Source organism: Sinorhizobium terangae (assembly GCF_029714365.1).
GTDB classification, from domain to species: domain Bacteria; phylum Pseudomonadota; class Alphaproteobacteria; order Rhizobiales; family Rhizobiaceae; genus Sinorhizobium; species Sinorhizobium terangae.
In genome coordinates this window covers 471,556-497,075 of the sequence record NZ_CP121661.1, presented here as the reverse complement: position 1 = coordinate 497,075, position 25,520 = coordinate 471,556, and the positions used below count along the sequence as shown (strand labels likewise).

At 57.6% G+C, this 25,520-nt stretch carries 17 protein-coding genes; 13 read left to right on the top strand and 4 right to left on the bottom strand.

The features are described from left to right. The first annotated feature begins 2 nt into the window (after positions 1 to 2). The 8 genes from nodU to QA637_RS30490 all read left to right on the top strand — a co-directional run bounded on the left by nodU (position 3) and on the right by QA637_RS30490 (position 8,824). Positions 3 to 1,712, top strand: coding sequence for a nodulation protein NodU (nodU, locus tag QA637_RS30525; RefSeq protein ID WP_283067644.1), 1,710 nt, complete (start codon positions 3 to 5; stop codon positions 1,710 to 1,712). A 4-nt stretch (positions 1,713 to 1,716) separates the two neighbouring features. After that, positions 1,717 to 2,631 (top strand): nodulation factor ABC transporter ATP-binding protein NodI, encoded by a 915-nt coding sequence (gene nodI, locus QA637_RS30520; RefSeq protein WP_283067642.1) that lies wholly within the window; start codon positions 1,717 to 1,719, stop codon positions 2,629 to 2,631. A gap of 3 nt (positions 2,632 to 2,634) precedes the next feature. Then, a complete protein-coding gene (locus tag QA637_RS30515) occupies positions 2,635 to 3,423 on the top strand; it encodes an ABC transporter permease (protein ID WP_283067640.1) in 789 nt (262 codons plus the stop codon). Between the two features lie 34 nt (positions 3,424 to 3,457). Beyond that, positions 3,458 to 4,510: an NADP(H)-dependent aldo-keto reductase gene (locus tag QA637_RS30510; RefSeq protein ID WP_283067639.1), complete on the top strand. Its 1,053-nt coding sequence runs from the start codon at positions 3,458 to 3,460 to the stop codon at positions 4,508 to 4,510. A 188-nt stretch (positions 4,511 to 4,698) separates the two neighbouring features. Then, positions 4,699 to 5,460 carry a sulfotransferase gene (locus QA637_RS30505; RefSeq protein WP_283067638.1) on the top strand — a complete coding sequence of 254 codons (762 nt, stop codon included), beginning with the start codon at positions 4,699 to 4,701 and terminating at the stop codon, positions 5,458 to 5,460. A 5-nt stretch (positions 5,461 to 5,465) separates the two neighbouring features. Further along, positions 5,466 to 6,365, top strand: a complete 900-nt coding sequence (gene cysD / locus QA637_RS30500) for a sulfate adenylyltransferase subunit CysD (RefSeq protein ID WP_180942885.1) — start codon at positions 5,466 to 5,468, stop codon at positions 6,363 to 6,365. After that, complete coding sequence (gene nodQ, locus QA637_RS30495; protein WP_283067635.1) at positions 6,365 to 8,266, top strand: bifunctional sulfate adenylyltransferase/adenylyl-sulfate kinase NodQ; 1,902 nt, start codon at positions 6,365 to 6,367, stop codon at positions 8,264 to 8,266. The genes cysD and nodQ overlap by 1 nt, the downstream gene beginning before the upstream one ends. A gap of 63 nt (positions 8,267 to 8,329) precedes the next feature. Next, entirely contained in the window at positions 8,330 to 8,824 is a 495-nt protein-coding gene (locus QA637_RS30490) for a YybH family protein (protein ID WP_346283801.1), read from the top strand. A gap of 579 nt (positions 8,825 to 9,403) precedes the next feature. Here the strand turns inward: QA637_RS30490 and QA637_RS30485 are convergent. Beyond that, positions 9,404 to 10,705 carry a hypothetical protein gene (locus QA637_RS30485; RefSeq protein WP_283067633.1) on the bottom strand — a complete coding sequence of 434 codons (1,302 nt, stop codon included), beginning with the start codon at positions 10,703 to 10,705 and terminating at the stop codon, positions 9,404 to 9,406. Positions 10,706 to 10,815: 110 nt separating this feature from the next. Here QA637_RS30485 and QA637_RS30480 point away from each other — a divergent pair, with 110 nt between their 5' ends. Genes QA637_RS30480 through QA637_RS30470 form a run of 3 tightly spaced genes read left to right on the top strand, consistent with a single transcriptional unit; the run spans position 10,816 to position 13,560 of the window. Next, positions 10,816 to 11,214 (top strand): DUF6932 family protein, encoded by a 399-nt coding sequence (locus QA637_RS30480; RefSeq protein WP_283068057.1) that lies wholly within the window; start codon positions 10,816 to 10,818, stop codon positions 11,212 to 11,214. Further along, entirely contained in the window at positions 11,211 to 12,488 is a 1,278-nt protein-coding gene (locus tag QA637_RS30475; RefSeq protein WP_283067631.1) for an XRE family transcriptional regulator, read from the top strand. The genes QA637_RS30480 and QA637_RS30475 overlap by 4 nt, the downstream gene beginning before the upstream one ends. Continuing rightward, complete coding sequence (locus QA637_RS30470) at positions 12,475 to 13,560, top strand: beta family protein (protein ID WP_283067629.1); 1,086 nt, start codon at positions 12,475 to 12,477, stop codon at positions 13,558 to 13,560. Before QA637_RS30475 ends, QA637_RS30470 begins: the two co-directional genes overlap by 14 nt. Here QA637_RS30470 and QA637_RS30465 read toward each other — a convergent pair. Continuing rightward, entirely contained in the window at positions 13,514 to 14,119 is a 606-nt protein-coding gene (locus QA637_RS30465; RefSeq protein WP_283067627.1) for a sce7726 family protein, read from the bottom strand. The genes QA637_RS30470 and QA637_RS30465 overlap by 47 nt on opposite strands. A gap of 889 nt (positions 14,120 to 15,008) precedes the next feature. On the opposite strand from QA637_RS30465, the gene QA637_RS30460 reads away from it, so the two are divergent. Together QA637_RS30460 and QA637_RS30455 are read left to right on the top strand one after the other, a co-directional pair. Continuing rightward, positions 15,009 to 16,172, top strand: coding sequence for an omptin family outer membrane protease (locus QA637_RS30460; RefSeq protein WP_283067625.1), 1,164 nt, complete (start codon positions 15,009 to 15,011; stop codon positions 16,170 to 16,172). Between the two features lie 977 nt (positions 16,173 to 17,149). Next, entirely contained in the window at positions 17,150 to 17,626 is a 477-nt protein-coding gene (locus QA637_RS30455) for a hypothetical protein (protein WP_283067623.1), read from the top strand. A 265-nt stretch (positions 17,627 to 17,891) separates the two neighbouring features. Here the strand turns inward: QA637_RS30455 and QA637_RS30450 are convergent, their stop codons facing one another. Further along, entirely contained in the window at positions 17,892 to 24,089 is a 6,198-nt protein-coding gene (locus QA637_RS30450) for an AAA family ATPase (RefSeq protein WP_283067621.1), read from the bottom strand. 393 nt (positions 24,090 to 24,482) lie between these two features. Further along, positions 24,483 to 25,472, bottom strand: a complete 990-nt coding sequence (locus QA637_RS30445; protein ID WP_283067619.1) for a hypothetical protein — start codon at positions 25,470 to 25,472, stop codon at positions 24,483 to 24,485. Between the last annotated feature and the right edge of the window lie 48 nt (positions 25,473 to 25,520).

Below are 25,520 nucleotides of genomic sequence, written 5' to 3'. Positions count from 1 at the left end.
CCATGCGCATCTGTGGTATCAAGCTGACCCATGACGGGGCGATCGCGCTTGTCGAGGATGGACGGCTCGTCTTCTGCATCGAGCAGGAGAAGCGGGACAACAATCCGCGATATCAAACCATCGATAATCTCGATGCAATTGTTGCCGCTTTGGCGCAACACGGTCTGAAACCGCGCGATGTTGATCAATTCGTTATCGACGGCTGGGACGGTGAGGACGAGTCGCAGTTCCAGGTGCTCAGTGGGGTGGCTCCCTTAACTCTCAAAGGGGCGCCTTATGTCGAACGCTACGCCGACGGCCTTCTCGAATGCCTCGACGGCTCCGGTCTGATTCTCGATGACTGGGCTTTTCCTTATAAGAGCTATCCCCATGTAACGGGCCACGTGGCCTCCGCATACTGCACCAGCCCGTTCGCGAAAGCCGGACAACCGGCGTTCTGCCTGGTGTGGGACGGCTGCATCTTCCCGCGCCTTTATCATGTGGATGGCCAGGGCGCACGGTTCCTCGAATGCCTCTTCCCGGTGATAGGCCAGGCCTACGCTGCCGCGGGCCATTATTTCGGACCCTATAAGAAGGCGAGCCGGGGAGGCTGGGATTTAGGGATCGCCGGCAAGCTGATGGCCTATATCGCGCTAGGGTCGGTTCATGAAGACATTGTCGCGGTGTTTCAGGAGCTTTACGAGGAGCGCTTTGCGGCCGATACGGAGCTTGCCAGCCGTTATCGCGCGAACATCAATAACGCCGAGACCTCGCTCGCGGCAGTGCATGATTTCTTCGATGCCAGCGTAGTCCGATTGGAGGCCAAGTCACCCGAAGATGTGCTTGCATCGTTTCATCTCTTCCTCGAGCGCCTCCTCGTCCACGAAATGACGATGGCCTTGCAGCGCCACTCGTTTCCAGGGCCGCGCAATTTGTGTGTAGCCGGCGGCTGCGGTCTGAACATCAAATGGAACAGTGCACTACGCGAGACGGGCCTGTTTGATGACGTCTGGGTCCCGCCTTTCCCGAATGACAGCGGCTCTGCAATCGGTGCGGCCTGCTGCGCAATGGTGGCGCAGCAAGGCTTCGTGCCGCTGGAATGGTCGGTTTACAGCGGCCCGGTCTTGCAAAGTGGGCATGTGCCGGCCGGATGGGATGCCACGCCTTGCAGCATGCCGGAACTCGCCACCATCCTCGCCAGCAACAAGCCGGTGGTTTTCCTTTCCGGATGCGCCGAGCTTGGACCTCGGGCTTTGGGAGGCAGAAGCATTCTCGCAGCCGCGACTTCGGCGGAAATGAAGGATTTTCTCAACGAAGTAAAATTTCGCGAACACTTCCGGCCGGTAGCGCCGATATGCCTGGAGGACCGTGCGCCGGATATATTCAGCCCCGGAACGTCCGATCCATACATGTTGTTCGATCATCAGACACGGATGGAATGGCAGGACAAAGTTCCCGCTGTTGTGCACCTGGACGGATCTGCGCGGCTGCAAACGATCGCTAGGAGCTCTCAGCACAAAGTCGCCGAACTACTCGTCGAATATGAAAAACTCACGGGCATTCCGCTGCTTTGCAACACAAGTGCCAATTACCATGGACGTGGCTTCTTCCCCGATGCAGCGGCCGCCTGCGAGTGGGGGCGCGTTGAACACGTATGGTGCGACGGCACGCTGCTGACGAAAACGCAGGCATATCAGCAAAAGCCAGTCGCCAGCGCCTTTACGGGTAGATGAGCGCATGTCCATGGTAGCAATCGATCTTGCCGGCATAAGTAAGAGATATGGTGACAAGCTCGTGGTTGACGGGCTGTCGTTGAGCGTTGCGCCGGGCGAATGCTTCGGCCTGTTGGGACCGAACGGCGCGGGCAAAAGCACGATTGCCCGTATGGTCCTCGGCATGACATCGCCTGATGCAGGACAGATTACCGTGCTCGGCGTCCCGGTACCGGCGCGGGCTCGCTTGGCGCGCAGGCGAATCGGCGTGGTCCCCCAATTCGACAACCTCGACCCTGAGTTCACTGTACGCGAGAACCTGCTGGTCTACGGGCGCTACTTCGGCATGAAAACACGCGAGGTCAAAGCGGTTATGCCGTCGCTTCTCGAGTTCGCTCGCCTTGAGAGCAAGGTGGATGCCCGTGTCTCCGAACTGTCCGGCGGCATGAAGCGGCGCCTGACGCTGGCGCGTGCGTTGATCAACGACCCGCAGCTGCTTGTGATGGACGAGCCGACCACCGGTCTCGATCCGCACGCTCGCCACCTGATCTGGGAGCGCCTGCGTGCCCTGCTGGCGCGCGGCATGACGATTATCTTGACGACCCACTTCATGGAAGAGGCTGAGCGGTTGTGCGATCGGCTGTGCGTGCTCGAAAGAGGTCGCAACATCGCCGAAGGCCGCCCTCATGCGCTGATCGACGAACTGATCGGGTGCGAGGTCATCGAGATTTACGGCGGCAATCCGCATGAACTGCAATCGCTGATTAGCCCCTACGCCCAACGCATCGAAGTGAGCGGCGAGACACTCTTTTGCTACGCGTCCGATCCGGAGCAGGTGCGCGTGCGGCTGCGCGAGCGCACAGGTTTGCGTGTTCTGCAGCGTCCGCCGAATCTCGAGGATGTGTTTTTGCGGCTGACCGGGCGCGAGATGGAGAAGTGAGCTATGGGTGAAGGTCGTGCCGCGGCTCTGCCCGCCAACGCTTGGAACTGGATCGCCGTATGGCGACGTAACTATCTGGCATGGAAAAAGGTAGCGCTTGCGTCGATTCTCGGGAACTTGGCTGATCCTATAATCTACCTGTTCGGCCTCGGCCTTGGCCTCGGAATTGTTATAGGTCGCGTTGACGGCACGTCGTATGTTGCTTTTTTGGCAGGCGGCATGGTGGCGACAAGCGCGATGACGTCTGCGACATTCGAGACGATTTACGCGGCCTTCGCTCGCATGCACGCTCAGCGCACCTGGGAAGGGATTCTCTACACACAACTTACGCTCGGCGACATCGTTCTCGGTGAGTTGGCTTGGGCAGCCACCAAGGCATTTCTCGCCGGTACGGGTATTATGATTGTTGCCACCTCGCTGGGCTATGCGGCGTGGCCGTCCATACTTTATGCGCTGCCGGTGATCGTGCTCACTGGCTTCGCCTTCGCGAGCCTGGCGATGGTCGTCACGGCACTTGCTCCCAGTTACGACTATTTCGTTTTTTACCAGACGCTCGTCCTCACACCGATGCTGTTTTTGTGTGGCGCGGTCTTTCCGATCAATCAGCTGCCCGGCGCCTTTCGGGAGGCTGCGCAGTTCTTGCCGTTGGCACATGCAATCGAGCTCATTCGTCCAGCAATGCTTGGCCGTCCGGCGGACAGCATCGGCCTGCATATCGGCGCGCTTTGCATCTACGCAGTCTTGCCGTTCTTCCTGTCGGCGGCACTGTTTCGTCGGCGTCTGATGTCTTGACGCTACTCGCCACCAGACGAGAAGGAGAAACGTGATGCAGTCTCGCGAACTTGGCCGCAGCGGCCTGCAGATTAGCGTGCTCGGCCTGGGCACGATGAGCTGGGGAGAGCAGAACACGGAAGCGGAGGCGCATGCGCAACTGGACGCAGCCCTCGATGCCGGCATAAACTTTGTCGATACTGCAGAGATGTACCCTGTGCCACCCCGTGTCGAGACACATGGACTTACGGAGCGTTATATCGGCAGTTGGATACGCAAGACCGGCCGCAGGCAAGACATCGTGCTCGCAACAAAAGCGGTCGGGCCTGCTCGAGCAGGAAAGGCGAACCTACCATATGTGCGCGACGGCCAGGTCAGCTATACCCGCGCCAATCTGTTCGAGGCCGTAGACGCAAGCCTCCAAAGGCTCGAGACGGACTATATCGACCTCTTTCAACTGCACTGGCCTGACCGTAGCACCAACGTCTTCCAACTGCTCGACTACCAGTACGAGCTCGACGACGATACGGTTCCTATCCTTGAGACGCTGGAGGCGTTGGACGCTCTGGTCAAGAGCGGCCGCATTCGTCACATCGGGCTCTGCAACGAAACACCTTGGGGCTTGGCACGCTTCCTCCATCACGCGGAGGCACAAGGGCTAGTCCGCGTGATAAGCACTCAGAATCCGTACAATCTGCTCAACCTGGACTTCGAATTTGGTCTCGCCGAGATGGCACTGCGCGAACAGGTGGGACTGCTTGCATACTCGCCGCTCGCCATGGGCACGCTGACTGGGAAATACCTGGATGGCCAGCGGCCAACTGGCTCGCGGCTGAACTTGTTCGGCCGGTTCTTCCGCTACAGCAACGAGAGGGCGCAGCATGCGGCACTCGCATATACGACGCTCTTCCGTGAACATGGCATCGATCCGGTGCACGGGGCGTTGTCGTTCGTCAGGGGCCGGCCATTTGTTGCAAGCACTCTGGTAGGCGCTACCTCGGTGCAGCAACTGCAGCACAACATCGCCAGCCTGCAAGTCACCCTGTCACGCGAAATCCTGGATGGAATCCAGTCGATCTATCAGCGCTATGGAACGGCGCCGCCGTAACTCGGGTGTTGGGCTTCTGGTGCAAACTCACGCCGCCGATATAGGTCTCGTGAGCGTCTTTAGAAGCTGCCTGACGAGTCACGGGGTTGCGATCGGCGAACGCGCGCCGATCTTAAGCGGCCGCAGATTCTTGCACTGGTGGCACCGCCAATCCTTCGCGAACTATTTTTCAGTCGGGAACACATGCAATGACCCACTCCCAACCTGCGCCTGCGCCATTTGTGATCCTTGGGATGCCAAGGACTGGAACGCACTACCTCGAAGAGTTGCTGAACGAGCACCCGAACGTGTTGAGCAATGGTGAGTTACTCAACAGGTATGATGCCAATTGGCCGGATAAGGACCGCCTAATGCGCAGCGATCGCGAGCTCCTCGAGCTCGCATATTTGCGCTTCCCGGCACGGAGCGACAAGAAGGTCACGCATATTGGATGCAAGATCAACGAACCTCAGTTTCAGGAACGTCCAGACTTTTTTGACGAACTGGCGCGTTGGCCGGGGCTCAAGGTCATCTTCTTGTCGCGCAGAAATACATTGGAGTCGCTGCGCTCGTTGGTGCAGGCAAGGCAAAGCCGCCAATGGCTCAAATTCAGCTCGGATGACGATACGGCTCCGCCGCCACGGGTAAAATTGTCGATCGCCTCCTGCGAGGACTACTTCAAGGTCGCTGATGATTTCCACACGCGAATCGCGCATTCCTACGCTTCGTCCAGCTTGCTTGAGATCGAGTACGAGACGCTTCTTCTTGAACCCGCTGCATGCTTGGAAACCGCTTTGCGATTTTTGGGTGTTCAGGCGCTTCAACTTTCTGGCCGCGCTACTCTTCAGCGCCTGGAAAAGCGGCCGTTGGAGGAAACGGTCGAGAATTTCGAAGAGTTGCGGCGTCACTTCGCAGGCGGACCTTACGCGAGATTCTTTGAGCTTGATGACGCTATAGTCCCGAAGGGATAAGTGACATGTCTCTTTCCCATCTTCGGCGACTTGAAGCTGAAGCAATTCACGCCATTCGCGAAGTTGTAGCGACGTTTTCAAATCCGGTTGTACTTTATTCTATCGGAAAAGACTCTTCCGTCTTGTTGCATCTGGCGATGAAGGCGTTTTTTCCGTCCAAGCCACCTTTCCCTTTCCTCCATGTGGACACCACATGGAAGTTTCGCGAAATGATCGAATTCCGCGACAGGATGGCGAAGGAGCGCGGCTTCGATCTTCTGGTTCATACCAATCAGGACGGCCTGGACCAGGGCATCGGACCATTTTCGCACGGGTCGAATATTCACACGCACATCATGAAGACGGTTGCCTTGCGGCAGGCGCTCGACAAATACGGATTTGATGCAGCGCTCGCGGGCGCCCGGCGCGACGAAGAGAAGTCGCGCGCCAAGGAGCGCATATTCTCGATCCGCAATGGCCAGCACGGCTGGGATCCCAAACACCAGCGTCCCGAACTTTGGAAAACCTACAATACGCGCATTCGTCCAGGCGAGACGATGCGGGTGTTTCCGCTTTCGAATTGGACCGAATTCGACATCTGGCAATACATCATGACCGAGGACATACCGATCGTGCCGCTTTATTTTGCGGCGAGGCGCCCGGTGGTTGAGCGTGATGGCATGCTGATCATGGTCGACGACGATCGCATGCCTCTTCAGCCGGAGGAGAGCGTGACCGAACGGCTTGTGCGCTTCCGCACGCTCGGCTGCTATCCGCTCACGGGCGCGATCGAGTCGGAAGCCGCGACCGTCGCCGACATATTGCGCGAGATGCTGACGGTGCGCACCTCCGAGCGACAGAGCCGGCTCATCGACCGGGACGAGGCCGGCGCGATGGAGAAGAAGAAGCGGGAGGGCTACTTCTGATGTCCTATCTTCCTACTCTTGCGCCGCTCGACATCCAGGCGCACCTGGCCGACCAGGACAACAAGTCGATCCTTCGATTTATAACCTGCGGTTCGGTGGATGACGGCAAGTCGACATTGATCGGCCGGCTGCTGTTCGATGCGAAGCTGGTCTATGAGGACCAGCTTGCCAATCTGGGGCGCGTCGGCGCGCAGCGCAGCGCGAACGGTGACGACATGGATCTCGCCCTTCTGCTGGACGGTCTCGAGGCCGAACGCGAGCAGGGCATCACCATCGATGTGGCCTATCGTTATTTTTCGACCTCGAAGCGCAAGTTCATCGTGGCCGACACTCCGGGGCACGAAGAATATACCCGCAACATGGTCACCGGGGCCTCGACGGCGGCTCTTGCGGTGCTCCTGATCGACAGCCGTCAGGGGGTTCTTCCGCAAACACGACGCCACTCCTACATTGCGTCGCTGCTCGGCATCCGCCATGTCGTGCTGGCAGTGAACAAGATCGACCTTGTGGGCTACAGCCAGAGGGTGTTCGAGGGGATAGCGGAAGACTATCTGCACTTTGCGCGCGAACTTGGCTTTCAGAGCATCAAGCCGATACCCATTTCGGCGCGCTATGGCGATAACGTCATCGCGAACTCGGAGAAGACGCCCTGGTACCAGGGTGCCGCCCTTCTCGAATATCTCGAAACGATCGACTTCGATCGCCAGGAGGCGCAGAAGCCGTTCCGCTTTCCCGTTCAACTGGTCATGCGGCCCGACGCGAACTTCCGGGGATATGCGGGGCAGATAGCGTCCGGCAAGATTTCGGTCGGTGACCAGGTGATCGTCGCAAAATCGGGGCAGCGCACCTCGATCAGGAGCATCGTCACCTATGACGGCGAAGTGCAGAAGGCCGTGGAAGGCGAAGCGGTCACCCTGGTGCTTTCGGACGACGTCGAGGTCTCCCGCGGCAACATGTTGGCCGCGCCGGGCGCCAGACCGTTCGTCGCCGATCAGTTCCAGGCCCACATGATCTGGTTCGATCCGAGCCCGATGATGCCCGGGCGAAGCTATATCCTGCGCACGGAGACGGACAGCGTGAATGCGACCGTTACCGCGCTCAAGCACCAGGTCAACATCAACAGTTTCGTGCGCGAGGCGGCGAAGTCCCTGCAGATGAACGAAATCGGCGTCTGCAATATCTCGACCCAGGCGCCGATCGTCTTTGACGCATACAAGGACGACCGGACGACGGGGAACTTCATAATTGTCGACCGGATTTCCAATGCGACGGTCGGCGCAGGGATGATCGATTTCCCGCTGCGTCGCGCCGACAACGTCCATTGGCAGGCGACCGACGTCAACAAGGGCGCACGCAGCGCGATCAAGAACCAGCGGCCGGCGGTCCTCTGGTTCACCGGGCTCTCCGGTTCGGGAAAATCGACGATCGCCAATGCGCTCGACAAGGTTCTGCATGCGCGGGGCAAGCATACCTATCTGCTGGACGGCGACAATGTGCGCCACGGCCTTAATCGGGACCTTGGCTTCACCGACGAGGATCGGGTGGAAAACATTCGGCGGGTGGCGGAAGTGGCGAAGCTCATGGCCGACGCCGGCCTGATCGTGCTCGTATCCTTCATTTCTCCCTTCCGCGACGAACGGCGGATGGCGCGTGAACTGATGGAAAAGGGCGAGTTCATCGAGATCTTCGTCGATACGCCCCTGGAAGAATGCGCGCGCCGCGATCCGAAGGGCCTCTATGAAAAGGCGCTGGCGGGCAAGATTGCGAATTTCACCGGCATTTCTTCGCCCTATGAGGCGCCGGAAAATCCGGAACTGCATCTTCACACGGTTGGCCACGAGCCGATCTCGCTGGCCCTCAAGATCGAGGAATATCTCGACCGGATGACGGAGGAGAAATGACGTCGTTGTGTGAGGTGCTCGAACGCATCGCCGTCGATGCCGGCGAGGCGATTCTTGGTGTCTATGATGCCCGTACCAAGGTGTCTTGCAAGGGCGGGCTGGGCCATCGTCTTTGAGGAACTGACGACGGCGTTTCGAGTGCTCCTATCACTGTCAAGGAGCCGTAGTTCAGGGCGTGCTCCGATGATACTGGCTGACGGAAGGAACATCCTGATGGAGTCGCGGGAGGTGGTCGAAGAATGGGTTAGACGCTTCAATAGGTGTGACGCGGTCGCCGTTGCAGAACTGTACCGTGAAGACGCCTTGCATCTTCCGGCAAGGCAGCATTGCGTCGAAGGTCGCTCTGCAATCCAAAAAATGTTCGAGCGGGATTTCGCGGTGGCGAGTATGACCTGCATTCCAGCGGTGATATACGAAATAGGTGCCAGCGTAGTACTCGAATGGCGCGATCCATCGGGCCGGCGAGGATGTGGCGCCTTCGCTGTCCGCGATAGTCGCATCGCCTTTGTCTACTGGGACGAAACTTGCGTCCTTTCGGATGCAAAATCTTCCACTTGAATGAATGCCGGGGATTGCCGTTGAAGCCGGCTCCGGGAACGCGGTGATGCTGACCTATACGCGGGCCGTCATTCTCAGCTAACGCGTGAAATCCGGCCTGGCGGTAGCCCAATCGCGCGGGAAGAAACTGGGACGCGAGCCCGGACAACGACCGAAAACGGACCGCTGGAACCGAAGGGGACTGGTCCTCGTTGGCCGTAGCTATGTCAGCAACCATGATCTCGCCATCAGTAAGGACACGGTAGCCTACATAGCAACGCGAAGCCGATCGGGCGGCAAATGACGAAGTCCGCCCATTGCCGCTGTTCAGTTATCTGTACGGCGACGACCGTGGCGGTGGGCAGAGGTCGTCCACCTAGCCGTTCGGAAAGAGCAGCTTGCGTCAGAAGCGGTCATTTCGCGCGGCATCAATGGCTGACGGACATGGGGCCGTGACCGGAGCGGCGGTTTTCGGGCGAATGAGGCGGAAAAGCTGCCGTTCCACTGACGACCCCATTTTCGGTCATTTAGGGTGCAGTTGAGAGTTGCCCAAAGCAGCTATTCCCTCCGATATGCCAAGCTCGAAACAGCGAATAGGCGCTAGATAACAATCGGAATAGCCGTAACATCGTTTGGCTCCTCGGCCAGCTTAAATTCGAGATTGGCTGTCTCGATCGCACCACTGACGCTCGGGCGCACGATGATCGTCATTTTCGACAAGGATAACCCGTCATGCGCAAGCCATTGAAGCACAGAATGAGAACCGGCCTTTACCCCGAAATCGACCCCTTCGTTCGCATTTTTCCGGGTCAGATAGTGCTCCACTGAACTGGCCGTGATGTCGGCAAGGCTGAGAAGGTCAAGATGCCCAAGGCCACGATTCTTAAATGGGGCGGCTCCACTGAAGACAAGAAAATGGCTGTCTTGAGCGTAGATGCCGACGGCTCGCGCCAAAAGGTCCAGCGCTTGCCGATGGAGGTCCTCGTTGGCGCAGATCGTGTCGTTGTCTGACATCCAAAACACCTTCTGGCCTGATCGGGCAAGCAGCGCCACAAGGAATGCCACACAGTGAACCACCCGGAGTAGCTTTTCGGCGGCATCAGGCTTCCAGGTGCCCAGGCCGGCCTGCCGGAGGGTTTCGGACAGGCTCGTCTGCGTCTTCTTCTCGTTCGGACCGAAGAGGGTCAGCAGCTTTTTGTCGATGACAATCGTCAGCAAAAATCCATGCAGCAGCAGATCCGCGGCTTTAAGATAGTCGGGCAAGGCTCGCTGCATCTGGCCCATGCGGAAGTCCTTGAACGCAATCTCCTTGTCGCCAAGTCGCGATTGTGCCCGAATATCGCTCACCTTACCAAGGAAGGCTCCACAGGTATTCCAGCCGCATGTGAGGAACGAGTAGGTGTGATAGTCTCCCGAGGATTCTCCCGCATAATCGGAAAAGACGGCCACCGTCTCATTACCATGGGCCGTCAGGTTAGGAAGAATCAACCTGCCCCGACGGTTCGACTTCTGCATCATGTCCTGCAGGATTTGCACCAGCTCGTTATAGTCGATGCCGGCATCAGGCTTCAGGATCTCGAGGTCCGGACTCTTCCAGACGAGACCGTTGGCAAACTCGGTGAGGAATTTAATCTGTTCGGGGCTTAAGCCAGCCTGGCCGATTCGTTCACTCACTGTTGTTCTCCGCACGTGTTCTGCGTGAGCAATACTCAGCCCCTGGTTCAAGTTCAATGGGATGTAAGGAATCATTGCCGCAGCAATTAGACCGCGACCGTCGTCGTTGAAGGAAAGATCTCGTATACCAAACCAGACGGCGGACGGGCCAAGAAGGCTATCACCGGCAGCAGCGAGAAAACTGAATCTGGCGGCGACGGGATGCCCAAGTTCTCCTAGGCTTGCCATTTCATGCTTACAACATTATTGTTGTAAGCATGATTCCCGCTCTCGTCCCATTGCCCGGTTCTCCGTGGACCGTTCTGCCCCCTGGGAAGCACGCGGCGAGTTTGGAAGATGTGGCGGCTGCTTTTGCAACGGACGCCTGGCGGCGTGAGCTTTTCGAGGGACTCATTATCGCCTCTGGCAAGCTGCGATTGGCTGGATGTCCGATGATCTACCTAGACGGCAGTTATGTGACGGGCAAGCCGAGGCCCGGCGACTTCGATGCATGCTGGGACCCTACGGGTGTTGATCCGGCCAAACTTGATCCAGTGTTCCTGGAATTTGCCAACGGTCGGTCAGCGCAGAAAGCGGCATTCAAGGGCGAGTTCTTTCCGTCCTCGATGATGTGCGCCGATGTTGGGCAGGCATTTGTAGATTTTTTCCGACTGGATCGTTTCACTGGAAAAGAGAAAGGGATCATCTCCATTCCGCTTTCGGCCGATCCGCTTCTTTCGAGGAAGGTGCAGCCATGATCTACAGCGACAAACAATACGGCGTATCGAATGCGCAACTTGCGAAGTTGCAGGACGCGCTCGCCGCTGCGAAGGTGCGCGCGACGGATCAGGCATGGCTCAAGAAGGCGGAGATCGATGCACTCAAGAGCCAGATCGCCGATGTAGAGGCTGAGCTCGCCGAATACGATCTTCTCAAATCAGGCCAGGTCTCGTTCTCGAAAACCTATGCGCTTGAAGATTTGCCGCGCGTGCTGGTGCAGGCGCGGATTGCGTCCGGCATGAGCCAGACGGACCTCGCCGAAAAACTCGGTATGAAGCCCCAACAGGTGCAGCGATACGAGGCGACCGACTATATGGGAGCGAGTCTTGGTCGGCTGATCGAGATTTCGAAGGCGCTCGGCGTGAAGGCGTCGGGGAGCTTCGAGGGGCCGAAGCAGGCCGGCGGTTCGGTGTTCGCGTGGGGTGATGCCGACGATATCGTCTGGGGTCAGCTTCCCTACAAAGAGATGATCAAGCGCAAGTGGTTCGATGTGCCGCGCGGGGCAAGTCCGATCGAGCGCGTGAAGGAATATTTCCTGCACGCGGCCGGACCGCAATTCGCGACGGCGTTTCACCGCAAGAAGATGCGCAGCGGGAACGTGCCGAACGAATATGCCCTGCTCGCGTGGCAGGCGCGTATTCTGGAGCGGGCGCGTAGCAAGATTGAAGTAGAAGAAATCGGAACCTTCGAACTCGATGACCGGTGGCTGCCAGAGTTAGTGCGTCTGACGAAACGGCAGGACGGGCCGAAGCGTGCCCGTGATCTGCTGGCTGAAAAAGGCATCGTGTTGATCGTCGAACGTCACCTTCCGGGGTCATATCTGGACGGGGCTGCGATGCTCGCCGACGGCGAAACGCCGGTCGTTGGCCTCACATTGCGGTATGACCGGCTGGATAATTTCTGGTTCGTGCTGATGCACGAGCTCGGTCACGTCTTCCTGCATCTCTTCGACGGTCTGCGTTTTGACTTCTTCGACGAGGAAGGCGGCAATGATGGCGATGCGATTGAGGCGGAGGCCGACAAATTCGCGCTCAATGCGTTGATACCGGAGGACTTGTGGGACCAGTGCCTATCGCGCTTCGCCTTGTCGGAAGAGGCGGTGAAAATCGATGCGGAGGCGATTGGCATCGATCCGAGCATCATCGCGGGGCGCATCAGGAAGGAGCGCGGCAACTATGCCATCCTGAATGATCTTGTTGGCCGGGAACAGGTACGCTCTCAGCTTGAAGAGGCGAATAATGATCTTGACTAAGGATATGTATGTTCCGGCGCTGCGGTGGCGGCAGGGCGAATATCAGGCGCTTGCCCGCCTTGCCGCAGCAGTCAAGGAACGTATCGTGCCCTATGTCACCATTCCCGAAGTCGAATTCGATTTCGAGCTGTGGCAGCCGAAGAAGTCGGTCCAGGAGCATGTCCATCCCTTTTCCGCCCGCTTCAATGCTAAGTGGGGGCAGCGGCCGGCTTGGGTCGGGGTGCATCCCAGTATCGCGGATAAGCCTATGGGGGATGGCCGCGACATCTTCACGTACGTCTTTGAAGCTCTGCGCGCATTCCAGGCAAGTTCGATCCCTGCGCTTCCGCTCGGTTCCTCCCCTCCGATGATAGGTTCTGTCGCGGCGATCGTTGCCGCCGACGGCCTTGGGGCGGCCATCACGGTCCGGCTGGAGGATCTGATGAAGCTGGATGCGCGCACGCGCATCGAGGCTTTGGCCGCGTCGCTCGGTCTATCACTCGACGAGGTTGACCTCGTCATCGATCTCGGTGCGCCAAATTTCGAGCCCTATGATGCGTTCGCAGGGGCGTTGATCGCAGCAATGCGAAGGCTTGGCGCCTTGCACGCTTTTCGCAATTTTATCGCCATCAGCACGGCTATTCCGGAAACGTTCAAGGACGTTGCCAAGGGTGCCGAACAGCTCCCGCGCCATGATTGGCTCTTCTATCAGGCGTTGATCGCCAAGATGCCCGCCGGTATGCGGCAACCCAATTACGGGGACTACACGATCGTCCATCCGGAGTTTGCGCCGGTGGACATGCGCAAGATCAAGTCGGCCGGCAAGCTCGTTTACACGACATCGACCGCGTGGGAAGTGCGAAAGGGCGGGGCCTTCCGCGACAACCCAGGCCAGATGCACGATCACTGCGCCTCGATCGTGACGTCGGGAAAGTTCAGCGGGGCGGGATTCTCAAGTGGCGATGACTATATCGCCAAATGCGCAGCGAAAACGAAAGGGCCAAGCAATCAGCCCTGGTGGAAGTTCGTAACCATCAACCACCACATTACGCATGTGCTGAGCGATCTCGCCAAGTTTGGCGCTGCGCCATGAAGGTGCGTATCGAAGCGGCGATCTCGCGAAGAGTCATGGCTTCGCACAGCATCTCGTAAAGCTGTTTTCTTGGCCGGCGGAGGTCTTTCGGCGCGTATCCGGCATGGTCCAAGAGTTCGACAACTTCATCGCGCCAAAGCAGGTGCGCCATCATCACTGGATCGATTTCTGGATTCTGTGCGGCGTTTCTCAACACGTGGAAACTGATGCCCCCTCGTGGCCCCCGCTCGGCCGCGATCACACCACACCATTCGGGAGCATGACCCATGATGCTTGTGATGTGCTTCGGCGCGGCAACGATCGTAAGCTTCTGAAGCGTCTGACGATAGGTATCGATCTGGGTCTCGAAGCGGTCAAGGGTGTCCTTGGCGCTCTTGATCTCATAGCCGTGGATGCAGCCATTGATTACGGCTACGTCGATGCGGCTTCGGGCGTGCGCGAGGCCAAGTTCGTCGATCACAAGCGTATCGGGATGAGCTTTGGCGCGGCGCAATCGCTTGGCGTGTAGCGCAGAGCGAATGTCCGCGTCTGTCGTCCTAAAATTCGTCTTGACCGGCATCGTCATCCTCCAACCTACTTTCTGCCGGAAGTTCTACTCCATGCCAAGGTGGCATTGTGACTCACCTGACATTTCTCAAGCCTGTCACCGTCGATGTCCGCTTTTGGTCGTCGGAAAGTCAGTTCGAACGACCGACATGTTCGCGGCGTCTGTTGGTGAAGACCGCATGGGGGGTACCCTGCCGCCTACAAAACGCCCGTCCAACGACTGTTGTTGGCGAAACCGGCCATGGACCATTCCATTTTTCGTTCAACGAATGGACGATCGAGCCCTTGGCGGTGCTGCTGGTTCTCCGTGTGCTGTCGCTCGAGGCCGTGAGACGAGTGCCTGGCCCGCGTCCTCCGGGCCTTCTCGGCAGGTGTCCTATTCAATCTACCTAGCTCACGTTCGGTTGTGGCATAGGTCGCGGCCGTTTTTGACGTTGATCCAGCGGTTTCGATTGGCGCGGCGATACCCGTCGCGCACGCGTCTGGTCATCGCGGCTTACACGATTTTGGAGCGGCCGTCGGTGCGGCGCTGTTGAAAGCTGTTCTCGGCGCCGGCGCCGGCTCCAGCTTCATACGGGGCGGGAGACGACAAAGTGCATGCTCTGCCGCTTACACGCGTTGTTAGAACTTCGACAATTGTCAGACATAGCACAAGGCGCCGTGAAAGCCATCCAATTGTTCTGCAACAATTTTTCCATTCGGCATGATGCTTGCATACCATTCCGCAAACGCGCTGCCGTTCGGATGAACGGCTCGCCAGCATATACGGTGGTCGCCGCGACGACGGCGTTAGCCGATGTAACCCCCGACGAGCTGTGCCGGCGTGACTGTACCGTCTTTGTGGTGCGGGCAGAGCTCGCTCACTAACGGCCTATCTGGTCGATCTTCAAGAAAGGGGTCAAATGACACTTCACATCAGGATTCATCGGCAAGAAGATCACGGACGGAAAGCGTTGAACTCTGCAAGCTCATTACCGTGCGATGCCATGCAGCACCCATATGATGAATTGTTCCACCTGGCCGGCAGTCCGCAACGCAATGCTGCAGCGACGTCGCGTAGCCAATCAAAAAGTTCAGCGGAGGCTGCGGCAGGCATGGCCGGCGTAATGCGTCGCTTCACGGCATTATGCCCAGTTTTTGTTTTCGGCGCTTTCTGCGCAACTTCGACAGCCGCCATGGCGGCCGACGAAACGATCTATGCTGCGCCCGACAGCAGCTTCGTACTTGTCGGTGGTGTCGGCTACACTCAGCTTAGGGCCAACGAGCTTGTCTACGACTCTGCGGGCAATCGTGTCAGCAAACTGATCTGGGAAAGCGATGCGCCAGTTCTGACGACCGGCTTCAAGGCTGCGTTTGGTAACAGCTGGACCATCGCAGCCAACTCCGTGATCGGCTTCTCAGGCGAGAGCCACATGGAGGACTATGATTGGTATGGCTTTTCGCCGGGTTTCGGTCAAGGGGATTGGGCGTCGCGAAGCATAAGCCCCGACACCGCGCTTGATCGCTACGTCAATCTTGACATTGCAGCCGGTCGCGACTTCGGGATCAATGATGCCACAACCATCAACCTGCATGGCGGCTTCAAGTACACCGACGTGAAGTGGACCGCTTATGGCGGCACAATTATCTATAGCGGTAGGGCCTTCCGAGACACCCAGAAAACTTTCGAGCCCGGCAAAGGCGTCATTAGCTACGAACAGCGTTATCCCGGCGTTTTCCTCGGCGCCGAGACAATCACAAGACTCGGCGATTGGACTCTCTCCGGTCTGCTGCGCGGAGGCTTAGTGATCGATGCAAGTGACATCGACGACCACTGGCTTCGCACAATGCATAGCAAAGGCGAATTCGGCACTGAGCCTTTCGTCTCGTTCGGCGCCAAGGCCGATTATCAAGTGACTGACCGCGTCAACCTCTTCCTGGCCGGCAATTTCGATAAGTATTTTCGCAAGAAAGGCGACTGGACGATCGATAAGTCGAAGGATACCGCGACAGGAATCTACAAGAATAGAACCGGCATGGACCTCCAGGCCTTTACAATATCGGCCGGCTTCAAACTCACGTTCTGATTCCTGGAACCGGTGCAGCAACTTCGGGTTTGTGGTCAGCTAAGAGGCGAACTGCTCTCACGGCTAGCCATTTCCGGCCACGTCGACGAGGCGACTATACGGTGATCGGAATGTTGTCAAAGCAGCCGGCCTCGGGCGTCAATGAGCGCACCGCCCGCAAGTAGCTGATCCGCTTCAGGCTGTCGCAGTTGGCGGAGCGAGGACAAGAGACAGATGACTCGACAGTCGAAGTACGACGTACCATCACCGACGGCTGCCGGTTCTCGGCGCCCTGTCGCGCGAGACCGCGGGACGAGTGCGTAGTCTGCGGCGTCGGCGTCCCAGGCCCTCTCGGCAATGCGTCCTCCACATGGCACACGTTTGGTGGTGGCGTGGGCGCGGCCACGTTGGCGCGGCGCGGCCGGATAGGCCTTCGCGCACGCAATTTTCCTTCTATTGCGCCGTCTGTCTCAGAGTACCCGTGGCAATTCGCGAGTCGGCGGCATTGACGCGAACCGGGTTGTCCTGCGTGACATAGTCTTCCAGCGCGTCAGGGAGCAGTGTCGCTTGCCACCGTTCAGTTATCTGCACGGCAACGACCGTCGCGAGGTCGAGAGCAGCCGTAGCGCCTTTGACGCAGCGTTTGGGTATGGTCCCGTTCCGTGCTCAACAGATCGCATAATGTATCAACGGCAACAGCGGCGGGCCCGCGGTTCGATTCCGCTCAAGACCACAGGTTCGAAATCCTAACCTTGCAACCAATTTCAACATAACTCGATCGCCATCCCCGTCTAACCGACGCGATATTTTCTCAAGCCGGCAAGTCGCCTGCCGTCACCGTGCCTGTAAGTCCCAAAAAATGCCGTTTGTTGGTCGCGTAGATGTTGGAAACAGCCGAAAGTACGTTGTACGGATTCGTCCCCATTAAGTCGGAGCTTGCGATAATAGTATTACGCATAATACTCCGCCGGGCTGCGAATATATATATGCGCAATACAATGATTATCGAAAGTTTCACGATCACTTGTCGACTTACGCAAATCATCGCGGCTGCCTTTCTTTTTGCCGAGAGACGTCGTGAGGCCTACGACGGCGACTCGGAGGCTGACCAATTTGAGCTGGCGCTGATTTACCTTTCACGGCAGGCAAAGATCAAATCGCTCAACCGAAAAATGACAAGTTACGGCCTCAAGCATCGCGCCGAAAATCTGTCACGAAACTACGGGCTCTTTACCCATCTGGGCGATTACGTTTCCAATGGCATGCTGATTGCCGCAGCTTACTCGGCGGGCTTCACGGTGCATCGGATCCGGCCTGACCCTTACAACGCCTACCTCAACATTTCCATGCAGACGGTAAAAGCGTCACTCGGTTTCGAAAGAGGCGACCGCCACAGGGCGGGCAGCGTTGGTAAACGTTCCCGCCCTGTGGCGGTCGGGCGTCTTCAATGTGAGGAGATCAGGTCAGCGACGTGACGCAATCTCTCCCTCTGACAGAGGATCGAACCCTCTTGGCTCGGCTTCCTGCGTTCCAGCTGGCTGCATAACGAGACGGGCGACTGGGTGGATGAAGTCCAACAACAGACACCTTCGCGCAGATTCTACGCCCACTGACGTTGTCATCCTTTAAATGAGTGCCGACGTCGGCATCAGTTACCTCCCTCTCCCACACCGGCAGCCCGAACTGCGTCGATCTGCTCGCACAATTTTTTTGAGGAGAATACATCTCAACATTAGGAAATCAGATTTGTATGCGGTCTCCAGCTGTCCCGATTTCGCGATCTCCTGAGCGTTTATAGCCGGTCATCCTTGCAGCCCGTCGATGGCGCACACAGTCCGTGATCACTTGCTGTATGCCCTCCCACCCAGCGGGAGTTGCCAACACAAGCCAACCCTCCGCCGCCCGCTGTTGGTACCCAGAGTCATGGGCGTCGATATTGCCCTGTGCCCATCTTATGGACTCGACCATCATCTCTCCGTCTGCATTCTCCCATCTGAACAATCCCGTCACCGCCGGTCGCCAACCAAGTAGGAAGGCCAGCGAAGGGTTCAGAGCAAGGAAACGCACGTTAGACATGATGGAGCCGCCTGCGATCGCAGTGACCGGAACGGGCTCTAGGTGCCAAAGCATGGGATAGTCGCGAGCGAAATATCTTTCCTTGTGCCAAAAATCGTGAACTGAGGGTTCGCTATCGTCGTCGAACTTCAGCGTGCGGTGACCGATGACACTAAGCCGACTTTCTTCCGAGCGTTCGTTATCCTGCCGAGCAATCCTTGTTACTTCAGCCAAAACAACGTTGCCCGCCGGAGTGTTGTATGCCGTCGGCAGCGCGTCGGCCACGGCCGCCATCCATTCGTCCGAAGGATATTTACCGAGTTCCTCACCCTCGGGGATATTAAGCCAATCGGGCCTGGGTAGAATGTTGGCTAGATTTCCGGGGGGATCGGCTAACACCAGCATTTCCCTTAAGTACGGCGGGATCCACTCCACCACCGCTGCATCGCAAAGTTCAGAGACCAGCAGCCCAAAAGCATGTTGGGCAACGAGGCTGCGAGGACGCCGATACGTCAACTTGAGCCCGATGCCTTCATTGTGTCGAGAAATCTCCCGCTCGACTTTAGCAGACCAGGCTTCTGGTGGCGCAACGATGCGCATGTGCTGTGTCATCCGGCGTACGAGATTGTCGAAGGATAGTCCGGCGTCAGAAGCCAGCCGTTTCAGGACGTGATGATACATCCGTGTAAGGTCGAATGGATCTTCCGTATCGGGCAGTGGTTCCCCGGGAGGGGTAACGTCACCGGAAAGGCTGATGTCCGGTTTTGGCGTTTCCGGAAAATGAAGACGGTAAAAAGCGGGCAACAGGATTTTCGGCGGCGCTGACGGGATCTCAAGTTCGAGTTGCCCGAGAATGTTTTGAGCGGCATAACGGATGACGGAGGAGCCTTGCCAAGCGAGGTCATTCAGATCCTCCACATAGCGTGTGGCAATGGCAGGGTTACTAACAGCAAGACATTCAAGAATCGAAAGCCCGGCAGTCCGTGCCTGATAACCGCCGGCGATCGCCTTTCGCACCGCGGCGTCAGCGGCGCCAAACTTGTCGCCGAGATCGAAGACGTCCAGCAGGCCTAGCCTAGCTTGCCACGCCAAAACGAGAGCTGGTTGATCGATGTCGCGGCTCAGCAGACGGACGCCAATATCGTAACTGTCCGTTCCTCGCTGAAGATCGAGGGATGGAGACCGATAGCTACTTGATTTCCAGTCTACAAGTTGCGTCACGTGCTCTTCGATTTCCCGCCATAGCTCCCCTAGCGGCAGTTCATCGAGAAATTCACCGAGCAATTCGTCCAAATAGCCAACTTGCTCCCTGGCCCGCAGGCCATGTCCCGTATAGTCGGCAACAAAAAGTTTGAGCGCACGGCCTCGTCCATCGGTGGGATAAGCAACTCGAAGTGCGCGAGAAGCGGCGTAACGAGAGCCGCCATCGTGGAAGCGCGCCCATCCGTAAGGGCGGCCGCTCTCAATGAGACGTGTTATCGCCGCGTCAGCGATTTCCACCTCGCCCGCCGCCTTCGCCTCTTGGACGAGCACTTCCAGGCTTGGTGACGTCAAGGATTGTTGAAGAACGAGATTTGCTGCTTCCCTGACGCTCGGACCGCCGCCTTTGGCGAACAGGGCTCGAACGACAGCCGACCAGTCGAGACCTTCGGTACTCACCGCCCGGGGGAGGATCTTGGTAAACTCCTTTGGATCATCTGCAAGTGATTGGACCCTGTGCTGATCGAGGACAACGCCGTTCGGCATTTTCAAAGAAGGGGGCATCGATTTTCGGCGATCGCGGTCGTCTTCTTCGTCCTCTCGATCGACACCATCCAGGATATCGCCGTATGCCTTGCCGGAAATCGCCACGGTTTGAGCGGAAGCTCTCAGCATTCGGATCGCTCGGGTGACCAGCGGCGTGCTGGACGCTACTGAGGCCACTGTCGCGGTCAACGCCTCGCCAAATGCTGTGTCGTAACTGGAGAACGGCAAAAGAAGCCTTGCGGCCGCGACGAGGCCGGTGGCCACGCGCCAATCGTCTCTGCTTCGCAATTCAGCGGCAAGTAACGCGGACAGGATAGTGGACCGGTCTCCAGAACCTTCATCGATAAGCCACTCAGCCGCCTGTAAACCAGACTGTGGCGAGCGATCTGCGAGCGCTCCTATCAGTTCGGATGTAGCGTCCGAAGTCCCTCGCCCTCTATTCATGTCCCTCAGTTGAGGCAGGAGGCGGAAGACAGTCGTCGCCGCTTGCTCCACTAGGCCAGGTTCTACTTCACTCCGGGCGAGCCGCGCGACCCAACCACACCAATTCTGGATCTGATAATCCTTGTCATGGTGGACGCCAAAGCTTTGGCTAAGTGCTGTATCGAGAGCAGCACGAGCGCGTTTGGCGTCTCCGATTTCGATCCAATTCCGCGCGACGGAACACAATTCAGCCAGCCGCTCTTCCAACTCCCACGACGCATCTATAGACGCTTCAATTTCGCCCAAATGCCGGACAGTACGCGCCACATCCCGATCGATGCGATATGCGGACATGACAACTTGGCGGCGACTCGTTGCCGGCCAGGACATATGGCCGGGTGGCGAAGCCCGGGACCATTCACTTTCGAAGGCCGAGATCACCGCTTCAAAGACCGAACGGCCATGGGCTTGGGCGGCAGACAACAGATTGTCGTAGAGAACGTTCAATGCATGGGTGATGGTATACCAATTATGCCAGTTGAATGTTTCGCGGGAATCGCGCCTGCGAAACGTAATGACCGGTGCGACCCTGCGCAGAAACGCACTTGAAGATACCTGCCTCCCGGCAATTGCTTCACCCCATAAAGTCGCGACGACAACGACGAGGCGTTGAAACAATACCAAACCTTCGTCCCGGTCCTTTTCGGTAAAGGGGATGGTCGTCGGCTCGAGCGCTCGACCGCGCGCGGCCATCGCGCGAGCCTGTCGAAACAAGGGTTCGACGGGCCCGAAGGCCTGCGAGCCGGGATCGCTAAGCTCTCTAACGGTAAGGGCTGAGGGGCAGAGCTTCAGGTAGTCTTCGACCCGGTCCGACAAAGCGGGTATTTGAGAGAGAACATCGGCAAGGGTGGCTGCCTCTTGAACCGACTGCTGGCCCGGCGGAAGTGCTTCAAGGACTGCGCGCATGGCCGAGATTGGATCGCCAACTGTCGGGATACCGTCTACGAACAATCGAGCCGATCGAAATGCTAATCGCAGCAGAACTTTTCGGCCAATCGCGGATTGGCCGAGCAATGTCGTCAACTCGGCATAAGCTGCTTCGCTTCGCGAATCCTGAATGCCAATTCCAAGCTGCGTCAAGAGCTCGATCTGAGCAGTTTCGTCGGCCTTGGGGTCGTCGGTCTCATCCTTACCAGGACGAAAGCGCGCCTCGCCGCGAATGTTGCCGATTGCGGCAACGAGCCGATCCAGAGGGCGAAATCGCCATGCGGCTCGAGCCCAGTCGTCAAGATTGCGTCCGTGGCTCCCGCCGACACGCTCCGCGCCGGCGAGGACGTCCATCGGTTCAGCGGCTTCGAACAGTTTCAGACCTAACCCGTCCGACCGGGTTCCCGATAACCGCGCCGACCATTGCAAAGCCAGATCATCTGAAACGAGAAGCTCGTCGGACACAAAAAACCGTCCTGCCAACTCTGCGGGATCGGTAAGCTCCAGCAGGATCGATGTAAACTCTGTCTGTGACAGTGCGTCGTGGCGATCTACGAGTTCGCTTTCGACCAAAAGCAGGCGGGCAATAGCCGCGCCAGAGTTGGTTTCGGCGGCAGCCTTGAGCGCACGCTCTACATCTTCGATGATTTCCGATATGGGCCGCCCAGCGAGAAATTGTTGCCGGAAGAGTTGCTGCTGTGCTCGCTCCAACAGCGCGAATGGTTCCGAAGTCTGTTCGAGATGATACAATTCTTGCCACTTCAGCACCTGCGCTGATGTTGGCTGGGCAGCGATAGTCGCCAGTCGGCGATGGAATCCGATATTTGCCGACGGGTCGGCAATGCCGAACGCGTCAACGATGGTTTTGCCAAGTACGAATTGTCGGAAGCTGTTATGGAAAAACGCCCACCGCGAAGGCGTCAACTGCCTGAAGAGGTGAACGGCGGTGTTTGCGAAACGGTGCACTGCTTCCATCGAAGCGAGCTGCTTGATTGTCGGGATGTCGACGGCGCCCCGAATGCGGGCAATCAACCCCAGGACATCTCGCACCTCAGGGTCTGAAGCCAGACTGTCCCAATAAGCCTCATATTCGAGGGCTGTGTCGCCACCAAAATCGAGACCTGCATCCAGCAACGCGCGAGCAGCCTCATCGTCAGAGGCATTGGCAAGACGCTTCAGCAAGTAGGCAAGGGACAGCGGATGGCCGGCGCTCGCAGCAGCAATTATGTCCTCGTCGCCGGGCCGTAATCGGCTGAGCGGCAGCGCCGCTTGCGCAATCTCGTAAATGCTCGACCGGGAGAGCGGCTCCATCGAAATCTTTCTACCGGCTTCCTCCAATTGCGCATTAATCGGCCGCAAAGCAGCTGTCGGCGCCTTCAAACCAACCGGTTGTGTGCCCAATACGATCAGTACACCCTTTGGCAAAGCGCTCGGCGCTGGGAGTTCCTCCATTAGGGAGCGGGTTGGGTTCTGCTCGCGGTCGATATGGTCGAGACCGTCGACCAGAATGATTGCACGTCCTCCTGTCTTAGACGTTTCGTTGCCCAGGTCGCGCAGTAAGGCGGTCAGACGCTCACGTAATCCGTCCAACGTATCAGGATAAGAAATGCGGCGTCGCGTCCGTCCGAGCCCCATGGCCTCCAATTGCACACAGAGGTCATGGAGGAAGGAAAACGCTTCGCCTCGTCCCAACTGTGGATCGTCGCGCACAAAGGCATAATAGCGGACCAACCTTACCCCTTTGCGGTACCGTAACATGTGCGTCAACGACGTCGACTTGCCCGATCCAGGAGGGCCAACAAGTGCGAGATAACCCCGGTCGAATTGGACAAAGGCCCTCTCAAGCGCCTGGACCGTCGGCTCGATAGGACGGTAGAGGTGTTCGTCGATTGGAAAGTCATGCTTGAAGCGTAGGTCGTATCGATCGCGCCAGTTTAGCTCGGTCAGGATCGTGTCGATCCGTACTTCGACTGCTCCGCCACTGCTTTTGGAGACCTTCGACAATAATAGCTGCGCGAGGTCCTCAACGTCGGCCCATGCCCGAGGCTCCCGGCGCGACGGGCCTAGATCGAAGCCTAGGTCGAGTTCACAATCGGCGATGAATTCCGCCAGCTCATGTTCGCTGAGACAAGTTGCGCTTTTGATCTGATCGATCTTGTTGGACCAAGCCGCATAGGTGGGATCTCCCGGTATGAACCATGTGGCCCGACGGGGGAAAGCATTTCGCAAAAAGGATTGTAGATGAGCAGGTTGATCGTACCCGGTCCTTTCACCGGGAGAATCCGATGACGACGGTGCATCGTGCATGAGATAATGCGCGTGCACTGCCGCTTCCGGGTATATTGCCTTGAGATTTTTCCATCCATCGGCCATGAGCTGGAATGGAGCTGGGTAGGGTCTGCCGGACACCCTGTTTGGAGTGACGAGGTGATTGAAAGTCACTGACTGACGGTATTCGGACCACTTGATTTGATAGGCGTCGACCCGGCCAGGTCGCCCGATAATGACGTCATCCAGCCGTCCGGCCTCGGGGTCCACCAATCGAACCCACGTTAGTTCGCCGGCTTGAATCGCTTCATATATAAGCGTTGCTGCGACCAGATACTGCGCCGTCAGATTGCGAACGGCCCGTCGTTCTCCGTCAGCCGGACGATGTGAGACCGATTGGCTGCGATCCAATTCCACTGTTGTCGTACACCCTGTCGATTCGTAATTACTGTTATTCAACCATAGGGGGAACGTGGGCGATAGAGGCCTGAGTTAGTCAGGCATTGTTGCACATAACGGAAGATAGACGAGCGCGTTGTCATTTCAATGCGATGCAGATTGCCCCCGGATTCGATCCTGGCGGCGTACGCTGACGAGAAGCGCTCCTCGCCCGATGGCCAAAACCTGCCTGGAATTTGCTCGTTGTTCTGGAAAGACCTTATGGCGTGCTGCGGTATGTCGAAACCCTCACACTCGCCCCGCAATGAGCTTTGGCGAAAGAAGGTAAATCACGTACTCAAGGTCCTATCGAGGTCGTCATCTGGGCTGCGCGCGAGATGACGGGCTTGGGACACGACGCCCCTTAGGCGTGGGGTGTTTCCGAGCGAGGAAACATCCTGCCTTTAAGTGCTGCTAAACTAGACCACGCTTCTTTTTCTCGCGACGCATAATCCTACCGAAGGCCTGTTCCCATCCATACGTATGAGGCAATCGGTCAAATTCTGCGTCTGTGCCTCGAATAAGATCTAAGCGCGATCTCTTGGAAATCTCCTGCCAATCGTCGTAGAGGATATAAAGGGCGTTCCCGTATTCCATGTTTTCAAAGACAACAAGGTCGTCAGCATAGCGAGCGCCGATGTAGCTCCCAAAGGCACCGTTGCCTCGCAAAAAGGCAGTGGGCTTGAGGAGAGAGAAGAGCTTGACCCTCTCTGCAACAACACCGACCTTCCGAGCGTCTTGTTTGCGGCCTGCGGTGAGGCGATGAACGATCTCGTCGTTGGAACCAGGCGGAAAAATCTCCCAGTCCAAAGAAAGGGTCGAAATGATTTCTTCACGCGAGGCATCCGCGTTGAAAATCCCAACGGACCCGCAATTCTCCTGGAGGAGATTTAACATGAAGAACAGTTCCTCCTCATAGCCCTTTTGGGTACGAAGAAGAGGCTGCTTGATCGCAATCTGATAAACCCCACCGCCACCAAAGCCAGTCGCCATCTTCAGGAGTTTGGTCGAAATTTCATAGAGCCGAGGCTGGTGGAATTCCCGACGATAGACTTCTCTGTCGTGGAAATGCAGATGAGTTCCATACGTCGCGGCATCACCGAAATTGGGTGTCTCCCAATAGAATGTTTTCGTGATTTTCGGGAGATCGGTGCGTTTTACCTCCCACCCTTCGATATTGCGGGTCGAGTACGGCCCCATGTCTTTCGGCGGGAGTAGCTCCGATGGTTCATCCAGTTCGCCAGGAGGAGACAAATGGTTAAAACGGCCGACCACATCCGAGGCAGAGATTGTCTTTACGGTGCCCACTATGAAAGCATCGGTATCGAGTTGCCGAATTTTGGAAAGTATGTCCTCAGGAACTTTCCTGAGGTTTCTCTTCCAAGGCACTTCCCTGAACTGCATTTCGCCTCTCCACTCTACCTTGAGTCGCAGCATCTCATTTCATGAAAC